16 protein-coding genes are annotated in these 16,794 nt (G+C 60.8%); 14 read left to right on the top strand and 2 right to left on the bottom strand.

The features are described 5' to 3' along the window. The first annotated feature begins 93 nt into the window (after nucleotides 1-93). From folC to ACP7DE_RS03840, 5 genes are read left to right on the top strand one after another with little or no spacing between them, the layout of a single operon-like run. Nucleotides 94-1,392 carry a bifunctional tetrahydrofolate synthase/dihydrofolate synthase gene (folC, locus tag ACP7DE_RS03860; protein WP_426070811.1) on the top strand — a complete coding sequence of 433 codons (1,299 nt, stop codon included), beginning with the start codon at nucleotides 94-96 and terminating at the stop codon, nucleotides 1,390-1,392. Between the two features lie 24 nt (nucleotides 1,393-1,416). Further along, nucleotides 1,417-2,415: an SPOR domain-containing protein gene (locus ACP7DE_RS03855; RefSeq protein ID WP_426070810.1), complete on the top strand. Its 999-nt coding sequence runs from the start codon at nucleotides 1,417-1,419 to the stop codon at nucleotides 2,413-2,415. 20 nt (nucleotides 2,416-2,435) lie between these two features. Beyond that, complete coding sequence (locus ACP7DE_RS03850) at nucleotides 2,436-2,924, top strand: CvpA family protein (protein WP_219133819.1); 489 nt, start codon at nucleotides 2,436-2,438, stop codon at nucleotides 2,922-2,924. Nucleotides 2,925-2,962: 38 nt separating this feature from the next. Next, complete coding sequence (gene purF, locus ACP7DE_RS03845; protein WP_426070809.1) at nucleotides 2,963-4,486, top strand: amidophosphoribosyltransferase; 1,524 nt, start codon at nucleotides 2,963-2,965, stop codon at nucleotides 4,484-4,486. A 43-nt stretch (nucleotides 4,487-4,529) separates the two neighbouring features. Beyond that, nucleotides 4,530-5,771, top strand: a complete 1,242-nt coding sequence (locus ACP7DE_RS03840) for a cystathionine gamma-synthase family protein (protein WP_426070808.1) — start codon at nucleotides 4,530-4,532, stop codon at nucleotides 5,769-5,771. Between the two features lie 65 nt (nucleotides 5,772-5,836). Here the strand turns inward: ACP7DE_RS03840 and lexA are convergent, their stop codons facing one another. Beyond that, complete coding sequence (lexA, locus tag ACP7DE_RS03835; protein WP_426070876.1) at nucleotides 5,837-6,484, bottom strand: transcriptional repressor LexA; 648 nt, start codon at nucleotides 6,482-6,484, stop codon at nucleotides 5,837-5,839. Between the two features lie 275 nt (nucleotides 6,485-6,759). On the opposite strand from lexA, the gene rpsF reads away from it, so the two are divergent. From rpsF to ACP7DE_RS03800, 7 genes are all read left to right on the top strand, one after another. Next, the gene (gene rpsF / locus ACP7DE_RS03830) at nucleotides 6,760-7,149 is read left to right on the top strand and encodes a 30S ribosomal protein S6 (protein WP_116745195.1); all 390 of its coding nucleotides are present in this window, start codon (nucleotides 6,760-6,762) and stop codon (nucleotides 7,147-7,149) included. Nucleotides 7,150-7,169: 20 nt separating this feature from the next. Further along, complete coding sequence (gene priB / locus ACP7DE_RS03825; RefSeq protein WP_102121956.1) at nucleotides 7,170-7,478, top strand: primosomal replication protein N; 309 nt, start codon at nucleotides 7,170-7,172, stop codon at nucleotides 7,476-7,478. Between the two features lie 15 nt (nucleotides 7,479-7,493). Further along, the gene (gene rpsR / locus ACP7DE_RS03820) at nucleotides 7,494-7,784 is read left to right on the top strand and encodes a 30S ribosomal protein S18 (protein WP_010400024.1); all 291 of its coding nucleotides are present in this window, start codon (nucleotides 7,494-7,496) and stop codon (nucleotides 7,782-7,784) included. Nucleotides 7,785-7,811: 27 nt separating this feature from the next. After that, nucleotides 7,812-8,267, top strand: coding sequence for a 50S ribosomal protein L9 (gene rplI, locus ACP7DE_RS03815; RefSeq protein ID WP_034783456.1), 456 nt, complete (start codon nucleotides 7,812-7,814; stop codon nucleotides 8,265-8,267). Nucleotides 8,268-8,413: 146 nt separating this feature from the next. Further along, complete coding sequence (locus ACP7DE_RS03810; RefSeq protein WP_071076107.1) at nucleotides 8,414-9,799, top strand: replicative DNA helicase; 1,386 nt, start codon at nucleotides 8,414-8,416, stop codon at nucleotides 9,797-9,799. Nucleotides 9,800-9,892: 93 nt separating this feature from the next. Continuing rightward, nucleotides 9,893-10,519 carry a DUF47 domain-containing protein gene (locus ACP7DE_RS03805; protein WP_353660537.1) on the top strand — a complete coding sequence of 209 codons (627 nt, stop codon included), beginning with the start codon at nucleotides 9,893-9,895 and terminating at the stop codon, nucleotides 10,517-10,519. A gap of 39 nt (nucleotides 10,520-10,558) precedes the next feature. Then, the gene (locus tag ACP7DE_RS03800) at nucleotides 10,559-11,572 is read left to right on the top strand and encodes an anion permease (protein ID WP_426070875.1); all 1,014 of its coding nucleotides are present in this window, start codon (nucleotides 10,559-10,561) and stop codon (nucleotides 11,570-11,572) included. A 59-nt stretch (nucleotides 11,573-11,631) separates the two neighbouring features. Here the strand turns inward: ACP7DE_RS03800 and ACP7DE_RS03795 are convergent, their stop codons facing one another. Beyond that, nucleotides 11,632-12,528 carry an MBL fold metallo-hydrolase gene (locus ACP7DE_RS03795; protein ID WP_426070807.1) on the bottom strand — a complete coding sequence of 299 codons (897 nt, stop codon included), beginning with the start codon at nucleotides 12,526-12,528 and terminating at the stop codon, nucleotides 11,632-11,634. A gap of 199 nt (nucleotides 12,529-12,727) precedes the next feature. Between ACP7DE_RS03795 and ACP7DE_RS03790 the strand changes: the two genes are divergently transcribed. Further along, nucleotides 12,728-14,350 carry a GAF and HD-GYP domain-containing protein gene (locus ACP7DE_RS03790; RefSeq protein ID WP_426070806.1) on the top strand — a complete coding sequence of 541 codons (1,623 nt, stop codon included), beginning with the start codon at nucleotides 12,728-12,730 and terminating at the stop codon, nucleotides 14,348-14,350. After that, entirely contained in the window at nucleotides 14,347-16,602 is a 2,256-nt protein-coding gene (locus ACP7DE_RS03785) for a CHASE2 domain-containing protein (RefSeq protein WP_426070805.1), read from the top strand. The genes ACP7DE_RS03790 and ACP7DE_RS03785 overlap by 4 nt, the downstream gene beginning before the upstream one ends. Nucleotides 16,603-16,794: the final 192 nt, after the last annotated feature.

Here is a 16,794-nt window from a genome sequence, read left to right as displayed (position 1 = left end):
TAACAGGCCGGGCGGTGTCCTGCGGACCCGCCCGGTTGCCACGCCACATCGTTTGCGCGCCTCGCGCACTGTCTCCTCATCAAGAAGTCTCCCATGCAAATCCTCCCCACCACCTTGCCGGAATGGCTCGCCATGCTGGAAACCCGCCATTCGGAAACCCAGATCAACATGGGCCTGGACCGCGTGCAAGCCGTCAAGGCGCGCATGCAACTGGCTTTCACTTGCCCCGTGATCATGGTGGCGGGCACGAATGGCAAGGGGTCCACCTGCGCCATGCTGGAATCGGTACTGTTGCGCGCCGGCTACAAAGTGGGACTGTACATCAAGCCGCATTTCCTCGATTTCAATGAGCGTGCGCGCGTGCTGGGAGAGATGGCCAGCGACGAACAGCTCGTCGCCAGCTTCAACGCGGTCGAGGCCGTGCGCGGCGACACGCCGCTGACGTATTTCGAATTCACCACGCTGGCGATTTTGCACCTGTTGTCGCAAGCCAAGCTGGACGTGGCCATCCTGGAAGTGGGCCTGGGCGGACGCCTCGATGCCGTCAACGTGATCGATGCGGACGTGGCCATTGTCACCAGCATCGATATCGACCATACGGATTACCTGGGCGACACGCGCGAAGCGATCGGTTTTGAAAAGGCGGGCATCTTCCGTCCAGGCAAGGCGGCCATCTGCAGCGACCCCGTGCCGCCGCAGTCCTTGATCGACCATGCCGAGACCATCGGCGCCGACCTGTGGTTGATGGGCCGCGATTTCAACTATTCGGGCGACAAGCAGCAGTGGAACTATGGCGGGCGCGAGCAGCGCCGCAATTCGCTCGCGTATCCAAGCTTGCGCGGTGCCAACCAGATCCTCAATGCGACCGCCGTGCTGGCGGCGCTGGAAGTGCTGAAGCTGACACTGCCCGTGGGCGCGCAGGACGTGCGCACGGGCCTGGTGACGGTGGAACTGCCGGGCCGCTTCCAGGTCTTGCCTGGCCGCCCCAGCGTGATCCTCGACGTGGCGCACAATCCGCACGCGGCCGCGGCGCTGAACCAGAACCTGGGCAATATGGGCTATCACCCGTACACCTATGCGGTGTTCGGCTCCATGCAGGACAAGGATATCGATGGCGTGCTCGCCGCGATGAGCGAACACGTCGACCACTGGTGCCTGACGGGCTTGCCTTCGCCGCGCGCGGCGACGGCTTCCGAGCTGGCTGCCAAGGTGCAGATCATGCTCGAAGATAAGCCCGACAGCAGCGAACATACTGTGTCTATTTTCGCTGATCCGGCAGAAGCTTTTGCAAATGCAATGAGCCGGGCCGGTGAGAATGATAGAATTGTGGTCTTTGGTTCTTTCCTCACCGTTGCCGGCGTGATGAAGGCCCGAAAATCCTCACTTCACTGAAACGCACTCGACTGAAAATCACGCATGGGCTTGTTCTCGAAACTGTTTAAAAACAAGCAAGAATCCTCTGGCGAAGACAGCGGCTTTTATGTCCCTGGCGAAGCACAGTCGCCGACCCGCAAGCGCGCCGCCAACACCTCCGGTGGCGGCGGATCGCGCCGTGGCGGCAAGGAAGCGCCGGATCCGGTCTTGCCTGAAAAAAAGCGCGCCCGTCGCCGTCTGGTCGGGGCCATCGCCCTGGCCCTGGGCGTGGCGGTGGGCTTGCCGATGCTGCTCGATTCCGAGCCGAAGGCGCCTTTCAACGATATCGCCATCGACATTCCATCGAAGGAAAAGGCGACGCCTACACCGGCGCCCGTGCCGGCTCCCCCTGCCCAGGCCGCAGCAAATGGCCTGGACCAGTCCGAGGAAATCATCGACGCGCCCCTGCCGCCAGCGGCCAGGCCCGCACCGGCACCGGTGCCGGCCCCCGTGTTGGCGGCCGTCCAGCCTGCGCCTGCCAAGCCGGCCTATGTGGAAGCGAAACCCGAGCCCAAGCCGGAGTCCAAGCCTGTCAAGGTGGAGCCAAAACCCGAGCCGAAGCATGACACCAAGCCTGAGTCCAAACCCGAGCCGAAACACGAGCCCAAGCCTGAACCGAAGCATGAGGTAAAGCCGGAAGTCAAGCCTGAGCCCAAGCCTGCCAAACCGGCGCAATCTGCCGACGATGCGGCGCGCGCCATGGCGATTCTGGAAGGCAAGCCACTCGACAAGCCGCAAGAGAAAGCACAAGACAAGGCACACGACGCGGGCAACGGCAAGTTCGTGGTGCAGGTGGCAGCCCTGGCGACGCAGGACAAGGTCGATGAATTGCAGGACAAGCTGCGCGAAGCGGGCATCAAATCCTATACGCAGAAAGTCTCCAGCCCGGCGGGTGAGCGTATCCGCGTGCGCGTGGGGCCGTTCGGCAACCGCGAAGATGCCGAAAAGACCCGCGCCAAGCTGCAAAAGCTGGGTCTGGGCGGCAGCCTGGTGCCGGCGTGATGTTGCAAGGCTGAACGCGCGTGACGATCTTCGATTACCTAGTGCTGTTTGTGCTGGTGACGTCCGTGCTGATCAGCATGATGCGTGGCCTGGTCAAGGAAATACTGTCATTGGTCAGTTGGATCGTGGCCTTCGTCATTGCCAACGCGTATGGCGCCACCCTGGCGAAATTCCTGCCGGAAGCCGTGCCAGGCGAAGCCGTTCGCCTGTTGCTGGCCTTCGTGGTGCTGTTCATCGGCGTGCGCATTTTGATGGGATTGCTGTCCATGACGGTCGACGCACTGGTCAAGGTGACGGGCCTGAGCCTGGCCGATCGCACCCTGGGCAGCCTGTTCGGCGTGGCGCGGGGCCTTGTGATCGTGCTGACCGCCGTCATCTTGTGTGGCATGACTTCCATACCGCAGCAGCCATTCTGGAAAAATGCGCTGCTCAGCCCGTTCGCGGAGCAGGGTGCGCGTGCCATCAAGCCTTATCTGCCTGCCGCTTACGCGCAGCATGTGAAATTTTGAATTTTTTTAAAATCAGTAGCACAGTTTAGGAGCACACCATGTGTGGCATCGTCGGCGTCGTTTCCCATCAACCTGTCAATCAATTGCTCTATGATGCATTGTTGCTCCTGCAACATCGCGGTCAGGACGCGGCAGGGATTGCGACCAATCACAGCAGTATGTTTTCCATGCACAAAGCCAATGGCCTGGTGCGTGACGTCTTCCGTACGCGCAACATGCGTTCGCTGCAAGGCACGACGGGCATCGGCCATTGCCGCTACCCGACGGCCGGTTCGTCGAGCGAAGAGGAAGCACAGCCGTTTTATGTGAATGCACCGTTTGGTATCACCCTGGCGCACAATGGCAACCTGACCAACTGGGAACAGTTGAAACAGGAAATGTTCAAGAACGACCGCCGCCACATCAATACCGATTCCGATTCGGAAGTGCTGCTCAACGTGCTGGCGCATGAAATCCAGGAAGCGACGACGGGCCTGAACCTGGACCCGGAAGCCATCTTCAAGGCTATCACTGTGCTGAACCGCCGCGTCAAGGGCGGCTACGCTGCCGTCGCGCAAATCGCCGGCGTGGGCTTGCTGGCCTTCCGCGACCCGCACGGCATCCGTCCGCTGTGCCTGGGCATCAATGAAACGGAGCAGGGTCCTGAGTACCTGATCGCCTCCGAATCCGTGGCCCTGGAAGGCATGGGTTTCCGCTTCGTGCGCGATATCGGTCCCGGCGAAGCCGTCTTCATCGATGCCGACAAGAAATTGCACAGCGCCCAGTGCGCCGACAATGCCAGCCTGAATCCCTGCGTGTTCGAATTCGTCTACCTGGCCCGTCCCGACTCCGTCATCGACGGCGCCTCGGTGTACGCCACGCGCCTGAAAATGGGTGAATACCTGGCTGAAAAGATCCGTGCCGAATTGCCTGGCGTGCATATCGACGTGGTCATGCCGATTCCCGATTCCTCGCGTCCGGCCGCCATCCAGCTGGCCCTGGCGCTGAACCTGGAATACCGCGAAGGTTTCATCAAGAACCGCTACATCGGCCGTACCTTCATCATGCCTGGCCAGGCGGCGCGCAAGAAATCCGTGCGCCAGAAGCTCAACGCGATTCCATCCGAATTCAAGGATAAAGTGGTACTGCTGGTCGACGATTCCATCGTGCGCGGCACCACCAGCCGTGAAATCGTGCAGATGGCGCGCGAAGCGGGTGCGAAGAAAGTCATCTTCGCCTCGGCCGCGCCACCGGTTATCTACCCGAACGTGTATGGCATCGACATGCCGACGCGCGACGAACTGATCGCTTACGGCCGCACGACGGAAGAAGTGTGCCGCGAAATCACGGCCGATTACCTGGTGTACCAGGATATCGGCGCGCTCAAGCAGGCGATTGCCGACGTCAATCCGGCACTGACGAACTTCGAGGCCTCGTGCTTCGATGGCGTGTACGTGACGGGCGACGTGTCGCAGGAATACCTGGACCGCCTGGAATATGCGCGCCACCATCCGAAGGCGGCAGCGCCCGAAGATACGCCGCGTTCCCAGCTGAACCTGAACCTGGCGACAACGGAAGCATAAGTAAGCTGCCCGGCCGATGCCGGGCTTTTTTTTCTTTGCGATCATGAACGATAAAAAAAACTACGGCTTTACCACCACCATCCTGCATAACGACCGCCGCAAGGGCATCGAGCATGGCTCCCTGCACAAGCCCGTGCACAATTCCGTCGCTTTTGGCTATGGCGATGCGCGCCAGCTCGCTTCCGTATTCCAGGGCAAGGAGCCGGGTTTTCGCTATGGCCGCCAGGGCAACCCGACGGTTTCGGCGCTGGAAGACAAGGTCAACAAGATGGAAGACGGCGTGGCGACCTTGTGCTTCGCCACCGGCATGGGCGCCATCGGCGCCGTGGTGCAATCCTTGCTGCGCGCGGGCGACCATGTGGTGTCGTCGGCCTTTTTGTTTGGCAATACCAACAGCCTGTGGCAAACGGTGACGGGGCAGGGCATCGGCGTGTCGTTTGTCGATGCCACCGATGTGGCCAACGTGGCCGCCGCCATCACGCCGGCCACGCGCATCGTGTTCGTGGAAACCATCGCCAATCCGCGCACGCAGATCGCCGACCTGGCGAAGATTGGCGCGCTGTGCAAGGAACGTGGCATCTTGTATATCGTCGACAATACGATGACGACGCCGTACCTGTTCCGCCCGAAAGCGGTGGGCGCGGGGCTGGTGGTCAATGCGTTGACGAAATCCATCGGCGGCCACGGCAATGCGTTGGGAGGCAGCTTGACGGACACGGGCGTGTTCGACTGGACGCGGTACCCGAATATCTTTGAAAACTACAAGAAGGCGGCGCCCGCGCAGTGGGGCATCGCGCAAATCCGTGCCAAGGCCTTGCGCGACTTCGGCGCTTCGCTGGGACCGGAAGCGGCGCACCATATCGCCGTCGGCGCGGAGACCATGGCCTTGCGCATGGACCGCACCTGCTCGAACGCCCTGGCGCTGGCCACCATGCTGGCCGCCGACCCGCGCGTGGCTGCCGTGCATTACCCGGGCTTGGCGTCGCACCCGCAGCACGCGCTGGCGACGGACTTGTTTCGCAGCTATGGTTCCCTGTTCAGCTTTGAGCTGACAGACGGCATTGACTGCTTCGATTTCCTGAACCGCCTGAACCTGGCCATTCCAGCGAGCAACCTCGGCGACACGCGCACCCTGGTCATTCCCGTCGCCCACACGATCTTTTACGAGATGGGCGCAGAGCGGCGCGCCAGCATGGGCATTGCCGAGTCGCTGATCCGCGTGTCGGTGGGTATCGAGGATGAGGCGGATTTGCTCGAGGATTTCCGTAGTGCCCTGGACGCATAAAACACCTGGGTAATAAAAAAGGGCCGCCACAGTCATGCTGTTGCGGCCCTTTTTAGCTTGTGCGTTTAATGCCAGCTGCGCATCAGTCCTACCGCTAAACCTTCCAGTGCGAATTCATCTTCCGGCGACACGGTAATGACCTTGAAGTCGGGGTTTTCCGGCAGCAGTTCGATGACGGAACCCGTTTTCTTGTAGCGCTTGACGGTGACTTCGTCGCCGATGCGGGCGACGACGATCTGGCCATTCTTGGCGCTGTCGACTTTCTTGACGGCCAATAAATCGCCATCCATGATGCCGGCGTCGCGCATGGACCAGCCGCGCACCTTCAGCAGGAAGTCGGGCTTGGCCGAAAACAGGGCCGGGTCCACGTTGTAGCTCGCTTCCAGGTTTTCCTGTGCCAGGATGGGCGAGCCGGCAGCCACGCGGCCGATCAGCGGCAGCGACAACAGCAGTGCTGCCGGCACCTTCGAGGGCAGCATGTCGGCGGACGCACTCGCCGCCGTACCGATCAGGCGGATGCCGCGCGAGGTACCAGGCGAAATCTCGATGGCGCCCTTGCGGGCCAGGGCTTGCAAATGCTCTTCGGCCGCATTGGCCGATTTGAAACCCAATTCATTGGCGATTTCAGCACGGGTAGGAGGGAAACCCGTATTTTCAATCGCGTCCTTGATCAGGTTCAGGATTTGTTCTTGTCGTGCTGTCAGCTTGATCATGAGCGGTGGGTGCATACTAAAATGCTGTCTATATGAACAGACTGTATTTTTGTACAGTATCGCCCGAGATGCAAGGGGATTTCTGTTATTTGCGCGAATTTCGTGTGAAATACTGGAATGCACAGGAAAAAGCGTCTGGCCGGCCCCGGGCATGGGCCGCTTGTTGAAGAATGATTGAAACGTTTGCAAAAGGCGGTTATAATCTTCGGCTGACCTTCCCACACCCGTCTTGACGCCGGGGTGGGCGATTATTAATCCGACCTGAAGGAGTTTGCATGCGTCATTATGAAATAGTCTTTATCGTCCATCCGGACCAAAGCGAGCAAGTGCCCGCGATGATCGAACGCTACAAAGCCAGCGTAACCACCCGCGGCGGTTCGGTTCACCGCGTGGAAGATTGGGGCCGCCGTCAAATGGCTTACTCGATCCAAAAGCTGCCTAAAGCACACTACATCTGCCTGAACATCGAATGCGACAACGAGACCCTGGTCGAGTTGGAAACAGCATTCAAATTCAATGATGCCGTGTTGCGTCACCTGACCGTTAAAATGAAGAAAGCTGAAACAGCTCCTTCGCCGATGATGAAATCGGTACAACGCGAAGACGCGGCCAAAAGCCACCGCACCGAAGCACCAGCAGCCGCTCCAGTAGCCGCAGCAGCTTAATTCTTGACCAGGATCGTGCGCTGAACCAGCTACAAGTCACCGCCATCATTGCCGAGCGCGAAATATTGCGCTATACCCCGGCAGGGCTGCCGATTGTGAATGCAGTATTGCAGCACAGTTCGCAGCAGATGGAAGCAGGGATTGCCCGATTGACCGAGTTTGATGTTGCCGCGCTAGCCGCTGGCGAAATTTCAGGCCGGTTCAGCCAGGCAAGCTTGGGCGGGGTCTATCAGTTCACGGGTTTCCTGGCCAGGAAGAGCCGCAACAGCAAGAGTTTGGTGTTTCACATCATTGATTTTAGTGCAGTCACTTTGACTAGCGCATTTTAGATACAGGAGCCTGATATGGCATTCGGTAAAAAGTTCGACAAAAATAAGCTCAAGCTTAAAGAAAAACGCAAACAGCAAAATCCGTTGTTCAAACGCAAGAAGTTCTGCCGCTTCACCGCAGCTCACGTTGAGCAAGTCGACTACAAAGACGTCGACACGCTGAAAGACTTCGTCCAAGAAAACGGCAAGATCATGCCAGCACGCCTGACCGGTACCAAAGCGCACTACCAGCGCCAAGTTGACACCGCAATCAAGCGCGCTCGCTTCCTCGCGCTGCTGCCATACACCGATCTGCACCACGCTTAATCGGTCAGATATTCCTGGAGAAGAACTATGCAAATCATTCTGTTAGAAAAAGTTGTTAACGTCGGCAACCTCGGCGAAGTCGTCAAAGTCAAAGACGGTTACGCACGTAACTTCCTGATCCCGCAACGCCTGGCACGTCGTGCTACGGCAACCGCTGTGGCTGAATTCGAAGTCAAGCGCGCCGAACTGGAAAAAGCTGCTGCCGCCAAACTGGCCGCATCGCAAGCCCAGGGCGAAAAACTGAGCGGCCTGACCGTTCAAGTTGCTCAAAAAGCTGGTGTTGATGGCCGTCTGTTCGGTTCCGTCACCAACTTCGACATCGCTGAAGCGCTGACCAAGCAAGGTTTTGCTGTTGAAAAAGCACAAATCCGCATGCCTACCGGCCCGCTGAAGATCGTTGGCGAGCACAACGTTTCGGTTGCTCTGCACACCGACGTGGTCGTGGAAGTTGTGATCGCTGTCGTTCCAGACGCGAACGCGTAATCGTCTGCGGGCCTGGCCTGCAAGCGCTACCGTACTGTCAAGCACAATGAAAAGCCGGGTTCGCCCGGCTTTTTTTTGGCCTTTTTTTTCACTCAATTTCAGCCCTTTATTTTTGCCAGCACGCCGAAGCGGGTATAATTCGCGCCATGAACGCCCCCTCTGATCCGCAACTGGATTCCCTCCGTATTCCGCCGCACTCGATCGAAGCAGAACAATCCGTTATCGGTGGTCTGCTGCGCGACAATGCCGCGTATGACCGCATCGCCGACTTCATGCATGCGGAGGATTTCTATCGCTATGACCATCGGATCATCTTCGAGCAAATCGTCAAGATGATTAACGGCTCCAGGCCAGCCGATGTCATTACTGTTTTTGAAACCCTGACCCAGCTCGGCAAGGCCGATGATGTGGGCGGACTCGCTTACCTGAACGCCATGGCGCAAAACACGCCATCGGCCGCGAACATCCGGCGCTACGCCGAGATCGTGCGCGACCGCGGCGTGCTGCGCAAACTCATCACCGTCGCCGACGATATCTCCGGCACGGCCTTCAGCCCGCAAGGCAAGGAAGTCAAGCAGATGCTTGACGAGGCCGAGTCGAAGATTTTCGCCATCGCCGAAGAAGGCGCGCGCGGTGCCCAAGGCTGGACCGCCATCCAGCCCCTGCTGACGCAGGTAGTCGAGCGTATTGACGAGCTGTACAGCCGCGACAACCAGAGTGAAATCACGGGCGTGCCCACCGGTTTCATTGACCTGGACCGCATGACCTCCGGTCTGCAGCCGGGCGACCTGGTGATCGTGGCGGGCCGTCCTTCGATGGGCAAGACGGCGTTTTCCGTTAACATCGGCGAAAACGTGGCCATCGACAGCGGCTTGCCCGTGGCCGTGTTCTCGATGGAGATGGGCGGCGCCCAGCTGGCCATGCGTATGCTCGGCTCCGTCGGGCAGCTCGACCAGCACCGCCTGCGCACGGGCCGCCTGAACGATGAGGACTGGCCACGCCTGACGAATGCGATCCAGAAGATGAACGACGCGCAGTTGTACATCGATGAAACGCCGGCGCTCAACTCGATCGAATTGCGCGCCCGCTCGCGCCGTTTGTCGCGTCAGTGTGGCAAGCTGGGCCTGATCATCGTCGATTACTTGCAGCTGATGTCGGCCAATTCCCCAGGCGATAACCGCGCCACGGAGATTTCCGAGATTTCGCGGGGCTTGAAAGGGCTGGCGAAAGAACTCGGTTGTCCCGTGATCGCGCTGTCACAGCTGAACCGCTCGCTGGAGCAACGCCCGAACAAGCGTCCCGTGATGTCGGACTTGCGCGAATCGGGCGCTATTGAGCAGGATGCCGACGTGATCCTGTTCATTTACCGTGACGAGGTGTATAACCCCGACTCGCCAGACAAGGGGACGGCCGAAATCATCATCGGCAAACAGCGTAACGGTCCGATCGGCAGCATTCGCCTCACCTTCATGGGGCAGTACACCAAATTTGGCAATTACAGTGGTGGCCTGGCGCTTTACCAAGGCGATTAAGACTCAGCAGCACTGAACTTCCATTGGCCGCCCCCTCATACGGGGCGGCTTTCTGTAGTAAATAACACGACTCAATGCTTAACGGAGAATGACATGTTTGGACGCTTGATGCCCACTGAGGGCAAGTTTTTTGAATTGTTTAACCAGCACGCGGAACTGTGCGTCAAAGGCGCTAAAGAAATGCTCGGCCTGATGACCAATTTCGACGACCTGGAAAACCGCGTGCATGCGATCGAAAGCATCGAGAAACAGGCGGACAAAGTCACCTACGCCACCGTGGAAATGCTGCACAAGACCTTCATCACGCCGATCGACCGCGACGACATCCATCAGCTGATCACGCGCCAGGATGACATCCTCGACCTGCTGGAAGATGCGGCGCAAACCGTCTCGCTGTACGACCTGAAAGCCGTCACGCCGGAAGCCAAGCGCCTGGCCGAACTGGTGCTGGCCTGTACCGAAAAAGTGCGCGACGCCGTCGCCATGCTGCACAACATGGACAACTCACGCAAGATCGTCGCCATCTGCGAAGAGATCGACCGCCTGGAATCGGACGCCGACCACGTGATGCGCGCCGCCATGTCCAAACTGTTCCGCGACGAACCGGACGTGCGCAACCTGATCAAGATGAAAGCGATCTACGAAATTCTGGAAACCGTGACCGACCGTTGCGAAGATGTGTCCAATATTATCGAAGGCATCATCGTCGAAAACGCGTAAGCGTTGGGCCTGTCCTGAACCAGAATCAGAAAAGAAACTATAATGACCATACAAATCAGCATCTACGTGCTAGGCCTGTTGATCGTCCTTGCGCTGCTGTTTGACTTCATGAACGGCTTCCACGATGCCGCCAACGCGATCGCCACGGTGGTCTCGACGGGCGTATTGAAACCGCAGGCTGCGGTTGCCATGGCCGCCACGTTCAACTTCGTTGCCATTTTCGTGTTCCACCAACTGACCGTGGCCGCCACGGTGGGCAAGGGCACGATAGACCCGGCAGTGATTGACCAGTACGTGATCTTCGGCGCGCTGATGGGCGCCATCTTCTGGAATTTGTTTACCTGGTACTACGGCATTCCTTCGTCGTCCTCGCACGCCCTGATCGGCGGCCTGGTGGGCGCCGCCGTCGCCAAGTCGGGCACCGGCGCGCTGGTCGCGGCCGGGCTGTGGAAAACGGTGGCCTTCATCGTGATCGCACCGGTACTGGGCTTTGTGTTTGGCTCGATCATGATGTTGCTGGTGTCGTGGATTTTTGTGCGTTCAACGCCGCGCAAGGTCGACAAGTGGTTCCGCCGTTTGCAACTGGTATCGGCCGCGGCCTATAGTCTGGGCCACGGTGGCAACGATGCGCAAAAGACCATCGGCATCATCTGGATGCTGCTGATCGCCGCCGGCTACTCGAACGCAGCCGATGCCATGCCGCCGCTGTGGGTCATTATCTCGTGCTACACGGCCATCAGCTTCGGTACGCTGTTCGGCGGCTGGCGCATCGTCAAGACCATGGGCCAGAAGATCACCAAGTTGAAACCCGTAGGCGGCTTCTGCGCTGAAACGGGTGGCGCGATCACTCTGTTCGTCTCGACGGCGCTGGGCATTCCCGTCTCGACCACGCACACCATTACGGGCGCCATCGTCGGCGTCGGCTCGGCACAAAAAATGTCGGCCGTGCGCTGGGGCGTGGCCGGCAACATCGTCTGGGCCTGGATCTTCACGATTCCTGCCTCCGCTTTCGTGGCGGCGGTTGCCTGGTGGATTGGCCACCACATCATGTAAGGTGGCCTTGGGCCAACTGGGCGCATGTATAAAAAAGGAACCGCAAGGTTCCTTTTTTTTTATGTGCCGGCCAGTTCTACCGTCAGTCCCTCGTAGGCGAGGAACACCTGCAAGCCAGCCAGACTGCCCGCGTAACGGCCCATCACGTCGGCAAACACGGCTTCGAGTTGCTCGTCGCTGCGGGTCGGCTCGTGGTGGGTGCAGTACAGGCGCCGCGCGCCGCAGCGCAGGGCCAGGTCGAAGGCGGCGTCGAAGGTGCCGTGGCCCCAGCCCTGCTTGCCCGGGTATTCCTCGCGCGTGTACGAGCAATCCATGATCAGTGCATCGACGCCGGCGACCATGGCGTCGATGCCGGCCTGGCGCTGCGCATTGCGCGCAGTGCAGGCCGCATGGTCCACATGGCAAGGCGGATGCAGGTTGTAGAACGGTTCATGGTCGCCGCTGAAAAACAGCGAGGCGCCGCCGCAGTCGATGCGGTAGCCCAGGTTGACGACAGGGTGATTCATTTCCGCGCCGCGCACGCGCGCTCCACCCACCTCGACGGCTTCGCCGGGCAGCAGCGTGCGGTACTCGATGCAGGCCGCCATGGCCGCTTCGCTGACAGGAAAATAGCTGTTTTGCAGCTGCACCGCCATCACGTGCTCGATGCCGCGTCCGGCGGCTGCATCGTGGGCGCCGTGCAGGCGCATGCGGTTGCCGGCCACGAACAGGGGCGAAAACATGGGCAGGCCATGGATGTGGTCCCAGTGACTGTGCGTGATGAAGACGTGCGCGTCGACGGGCTCGCCTGGCGGCAGATGCTGCGCCAGCGAGAAGATGCCGCTGCCCGCATCGAGAATGATCAGGCTATCGTTGTCGGTACGTACTTCGATGCACGTGGTATTGCCGCCATAGCGCGCCGTGCGCGGGCCGGGAGAGGGGATGGAGCCACGCACGCCCCTGAACGTGAATTTCATTCAGTACCTTGTTACGGTGTAATTATTGTTAATTCTATTCTAATTAATGAGATTGGCGGCAACATTTATGCGTGTTGCAATACGGCAAGTTATTTCATTTTGTTGTAGCTAAGTAATGTACAGTGCGCAGGGTGGCCGTTACACTGGCGCTTGCCGACTTCCCCTTTTTTTGCTTGCCCATTACCTGATTGCTACCAACATGCCTCAGTTGCACCCTGAGAAAATCGCCCACAGACTGGAGCAATTGACCGAACTCAGTGTCGCGCTTGGCCATGGCCTGGGCGGCGAGGGGCACGATATTGACGCGCTGTTGCAGCGCATCGTGCTGCTGGCAAAAAGCATGAGCGGCGCCGATGGCGCCACCCTGTACCGGCCCATGTCCGAGGGCCGCCAGCTGGCGTTCGATATCAGTGTCAACGACAGCCTGGGCATCGCGCAGGGGGCCGACATGGGCTTGCCGGGCGTGCCCCTGTTCGATGGCGCGGGCCAGCCGAATCTGGCATCGGTGGCCGCGTATGCGGCGAACATGCGCCGTAGCGTGAATATCGCTGACGTCTACCGCGACGAGGGCTTCAATTTTTCCGGCATGCGCGAGTTTGACCGCCACCATGGCTACCACACGCAATCGATCCTGACGGTGCCCATGAGCGACCACGAGGGCGAGTTGATCGGCGTGCTGCAGCTGGTCAATGCCAAGGATGGCGAGACTGGCCAGGTGCGCGGCTTTTCCTCCACCGACCAGCGCTTCATCGAGGCGCTGGCCGCGCAGGCGGGCGTGGCGCTGACGAATCAATTGCTTATTTCGCAGCTGGAAGAGCTGCTCGAATCGCTGGTTACCCTGATCAATATCGGCATCGATGAAAAGTCGCCCTACACAGGCCGGCATTGCCAGTTCGTGCCCGAGCTGACGATGCTGCTGGCCGACGCCGCACATGCGACCGAAAGCGGCCCGCTGGCCGATTTCCGGCTCAGCGACAACGAGCGCAAGCAGCTGTGGCTGGCCGGCCTGCTGCACGATTGCGGCAAGATCACCACGCCCGTGCACGTGGTCGACAAGGCCACCAAGCTGGAAACCATTTTCGATCGCATCGCCTTGATCGACACGCGCTACGAAGTGCTGCTGCGCGACGCGGAGATTGCCGCCTTGCGCCAGCAGGCGGCGCAGCCGGAACGCAAGGATGCGATTGCCCGCGCGCTGGTGCAGGAGCTGGCGGCCCTGCGCGAAGAGCGCGACTTCATCCGCACGGTGAACATCGGCGGCGAGAGCATGGCGCAGGCTGACCAGGAAAGAGTGCGGCGGATCGCCAGGCGCCGCTGGCGCGCGGCGGACGGCGAACTGCGCGATTTTCTGGACGCCGACGAGACGGAAAACCTGACCATCCGCTCCGGCACACTGACGGCGGCCGAGCGGGCCATCGTCAACAACCATATCAGCGTCTCGATCCGCATGCTCGAAGCGCTGCCGTGGCCCAAGCACCTGCAGAAAGTGCCCGAATATGCGGGTGGCCACCACGAGCGCATGGATGGCAAGGGCTATCCGCGCGGACTCACCAAGGAGCAGATGTCCGTGCCGGCGCGGCTGATGGCGATTGCCGACATTTTCGAAGCCCTGACGGCGCGCGACCGGCCCTACAAAAAGGGCAAGTCGCTGTCCGAATCCCTGCGCATCCTGGGCAACTTCAGCCTGAACGGGCATATCGACCCGGAGCTGTTCGACGTTTTCATCCGCAGCAAGGTGTATCTGACTTTCGCTGAAAAGCATTTGCACCCGAGCCAGATCGATGCCGTCGACGAGGCGGCCATTCCCGGCTATATCCCTTGAAGCTGTCACTGGCCTTGCGCAAGCATGGGGCGCGCTGGTTGCTGGGCATACTGCTGACGCTGGCGGCCGCCATCCTGTGCCTGGCCGGCAACGACAACATCGCGCGCCTTGACGCCATGCTGGGCGACTGGCGCATGCGCGCCGAGACGCCGCAGCTGGACCGCCGCATCGTCATCGTCGACATCGACGAGCAAAGCCTGGCCCGCGTGGGCCGTTTTCCCTGGAGCCGCGACATCCAGGCGCGCCTGGTGCGCCAGCTTACCGGCCATTACGGCGTGGCCGCGCTGGGCTTCGATATCTCGTTTCCCGAAGCCGACACCAGTTCCGGCTACGCCGTGCTGCAAGGACTGGCGCGCGGCGAACTGGCGGGCGTGGTGGGCTTGCCGGCGCAGCTGGAAAAACTGCGCCCGGCCATGGACTACGATGGCCTGTTTGCCGAGGCCATGCGCGGCCAGCCCGTGGTGCTCGGCTACAGCGTCTCGGAGCAGCAAAAAAAGGGCGTGCTTCCCAAGCCCGCCTTTACCGTCGCCGATTTGAATGGACGCACTGTCACGGCCTACGTGGCGCGCGGCTACGAAGCCAATATCGCGCCCCTGCAGGCGGCCGCGCAAGGCGCCGGCATCTTCACGGCGCTGACCGATGCCGATGGCGTGGTGCGTTCCTCGACCCTGTTGCAGCGTATCGGCGACGGCTATTATCCGTCGCTGTCGCTGGCCACCGTGGCCGTCTACCTGCAGGCGCGCGCCATCGCCCCCCGTTTCACGGGCATGGCCGATACCCTGTCGGCGCGCGAACTGGCCAGCGGTGGCCTCGAACACATCATGCTGTTCACGCCGCGCGGCGTGCTGGCGATACCGGTGGGCGAAGCCTTGAGCACCACGGTGCAGTACCGCGGCGCGGGTGGTCCCGCTGGCGGCGCCTTCCGCTATGTGTCGGCGTCCGATGTGCTGGCCGGCAGCGTTGCCCCCGCGCTGCTGAAGGGGGCCATCGTGCTGGTGGGTACGACGGCGCCGGGCTTGAACGATATCCGCGCCACGCCCGTGAATGCCGAGTATCCGGGAGTGGAGGTGCATGCCAACCTGATCAAGTCCATGCTCGACGGGCGCTTCAAGGCGCGGCCCGACTACGCGCTGGCGTTCGAACTGGTGCAGATTGTGTTGTTTGGTTTGCTGCTGGCGGGCGCCCTGGCCGTGCTGTCGCCGGCCGGCGTGATGCTGGCTACCCTAGGCGCGCTGGCGGCCAGCATCGCCATCAATTTGTTCTTGTATGCGGTGCATGACCTGGTGCTGGGCGCTGCCATGCTGCTGCTGCTGATCGTTGCGCTGTTCATCGTCAACCTGGCGTGGGGCTATTTTTTCGAGGTGCGCAAGGGACGCGCGCTGGTGGCGCGCTTCGGCGAATATGTGGCGCCCGAGCTGGTGGCCGAGATGGCCGACAATCCGCGCCGCTACACCATGGAGGGCGAGAACCGCGAATTGACGGTGTTGTTTGCCGACGTGCGCGGTTTCACGGCCATTTCCGAGCAGCTGGCGCCGGCCATGCTGCGCGAATACATCAACGAATATCTGACGGCCATGTCGGTAGATATCCGCGACAGTCATGGCGGCACCCTGGACAAATACATCGGCGACGCCGTGATGGCGTTCTGGGGCGCGCCCGTCGCCTTTAGCGATCACGCCAGCCGGGCCGTGGCCAGCGCCTTGCTGATGCAGCGCAGCGCGGCGCAACTGAATGGCGAGTTTGCCGCGCGCGGCTGGCCGGCGCTGCGCATCGGCATCGGCATCAATACGGGAGCCATGCATGTGGGCGACATGGGCTCGCGCATCCGCCGCGCCTATACCGTGATGGGCGACAGCGTCAACTTGGCCGCGCGCCTGGAAGGCGCCAGCAAGCTGTATGGCGTGGGCATCGTGGTGGGTGAGGCCACGCGCGCCGCAAGCCCGGATTTCCTGTACCGCGAACTCGACCTGATCAGGGTGCTGGGCAGGCAGGAAGCGGTGGCCATCTTCGAGCCGCGCTGCCTGCTGGCCGGCGCTACCGCCGCCGAGGTGGCGCAGCTGGAACGCTGGCATGCGGTGCTGGCCCTGCTGCGCGCGCGCGACTGGGCGGCCGCTGGCGCGCAGCTGGCACGCTTGCAGGCGGACTTTCCCGACGACGGCGTGTACCGCCTGTACGCCGCACGCCTGGAGCGCCATCGCCACCTGCCGCCGCCTGCCGACTGGGATGGCGTGACCGTATTGAATAGCAAATAAGTCTGCCGTCGTCGCGGGAAATGCACGCAATGGCGGCATTTTTCAGCATTGCGGGCACACTGATTGCTGCAGTGCGATAAAAATCAGGGCGAAATGTTAGATATTTCTGACTGGAAACTAAAAGCCGTCTAAAATTTGTCTTCAATCCATTGCCGGATACGCTGGCGCCTGCGGGCCGCGCGCTTGTCCGGT

The sequence above is a fragment of the Janthinobacterium sp. DSP2-3-3 genome, from assembly GCF_049897325.1.
Taxonomy (GTDB): domain Bacteria; phylum Pseudomonadota; class Gammaproteobacteria; order Burkholderiales; family Burkholderiaceae_D; genus Janthinobacterium.
The sequence above is the reverse complement of the archived record's forward strand: the minus strand, read 5'-3'. Positions and strand labels throughout refer to the sequence as shown.

Coding starts and splice junctions, on each gene's coding strand:
- folC (WP_426070811.1), top strand. CDS start 94: ATGCAAATCCTCCCCACCACCTTGCCGGAATGGCTCGCCATGCTGGAA.
- ACP7DE_RS03855 (WP_426070810.1), top strand. CDS start 1,417: ATGGGCTTGTTCTCGAAACTGTTTAAAAACAAGCAAGAATCCTCTGGC.
- purF (WP_426070809.1), top strand. CDS start 2,963: ATGTGTGGCATCGTCGGCGTCGTTTCCCATCAACCTGTCAATCAATTG.
- ACP7DE_RS03840 (WP_426070808.1), top strand. CDS start 4,530: ATGAACGATAAAAAAAACTACGGCTTTACCACCACCATCCTGCATAAC.
- lexA (WP_426070876.1), bottom strand. CDS start 6,484: ATGATCAAGCTGACAGCACGACAAGAACAAATCCTGAACCTGATCAAG.
- rpsF (WP_116745195.1), top strand. CDS start 6,760: ATGCGTCATTATGAAATAGTCTTTATCGTCCATCCGGACCAAAGCGAG.
- rpsR (WP_010400024.1), top strand. CDS start 7,494: ATGGCATTCGGTAAAAAGTTCGACAAAAATAAGCTCAAGCTTAAAGAA.
- rplI (WP_034783456.1), top strand. CDS start 7,812: ATGCAAATCATTCTGTTAGAAAAAGTTGTTAACGTCGGCAACCTCGGC.
- ACP7DE_RS03810 (WP_071076107.1), top strand. CDS start 8,414: ATGAACGCCCCCTCTGATCCGCAACTGGATTCCCTCCGTATTCCGCCG.
- ACP7DE_RS03805 (WP_353660537.1), top strand. CDS start 9,893: ATGTTTGGACGCTTGATGCCCACTGAGGGCAAGTTTTTTGAATTGTTT.
- ACP7DE_RS03795 (WP_426070807.1), bottom strand. CDS start 12,528: ATGAAATTCACGTTCAGGGGCGTGCGTGGCTCCATCCCCTCTCCCGGC.
- ACP7DE_RS03790 (WP_426070806.1), top strand. CDS start 12,728: ATGCCTCAGTTGCACCCTGAGAAAATCGCCCACAGACTGGAGCAATTG.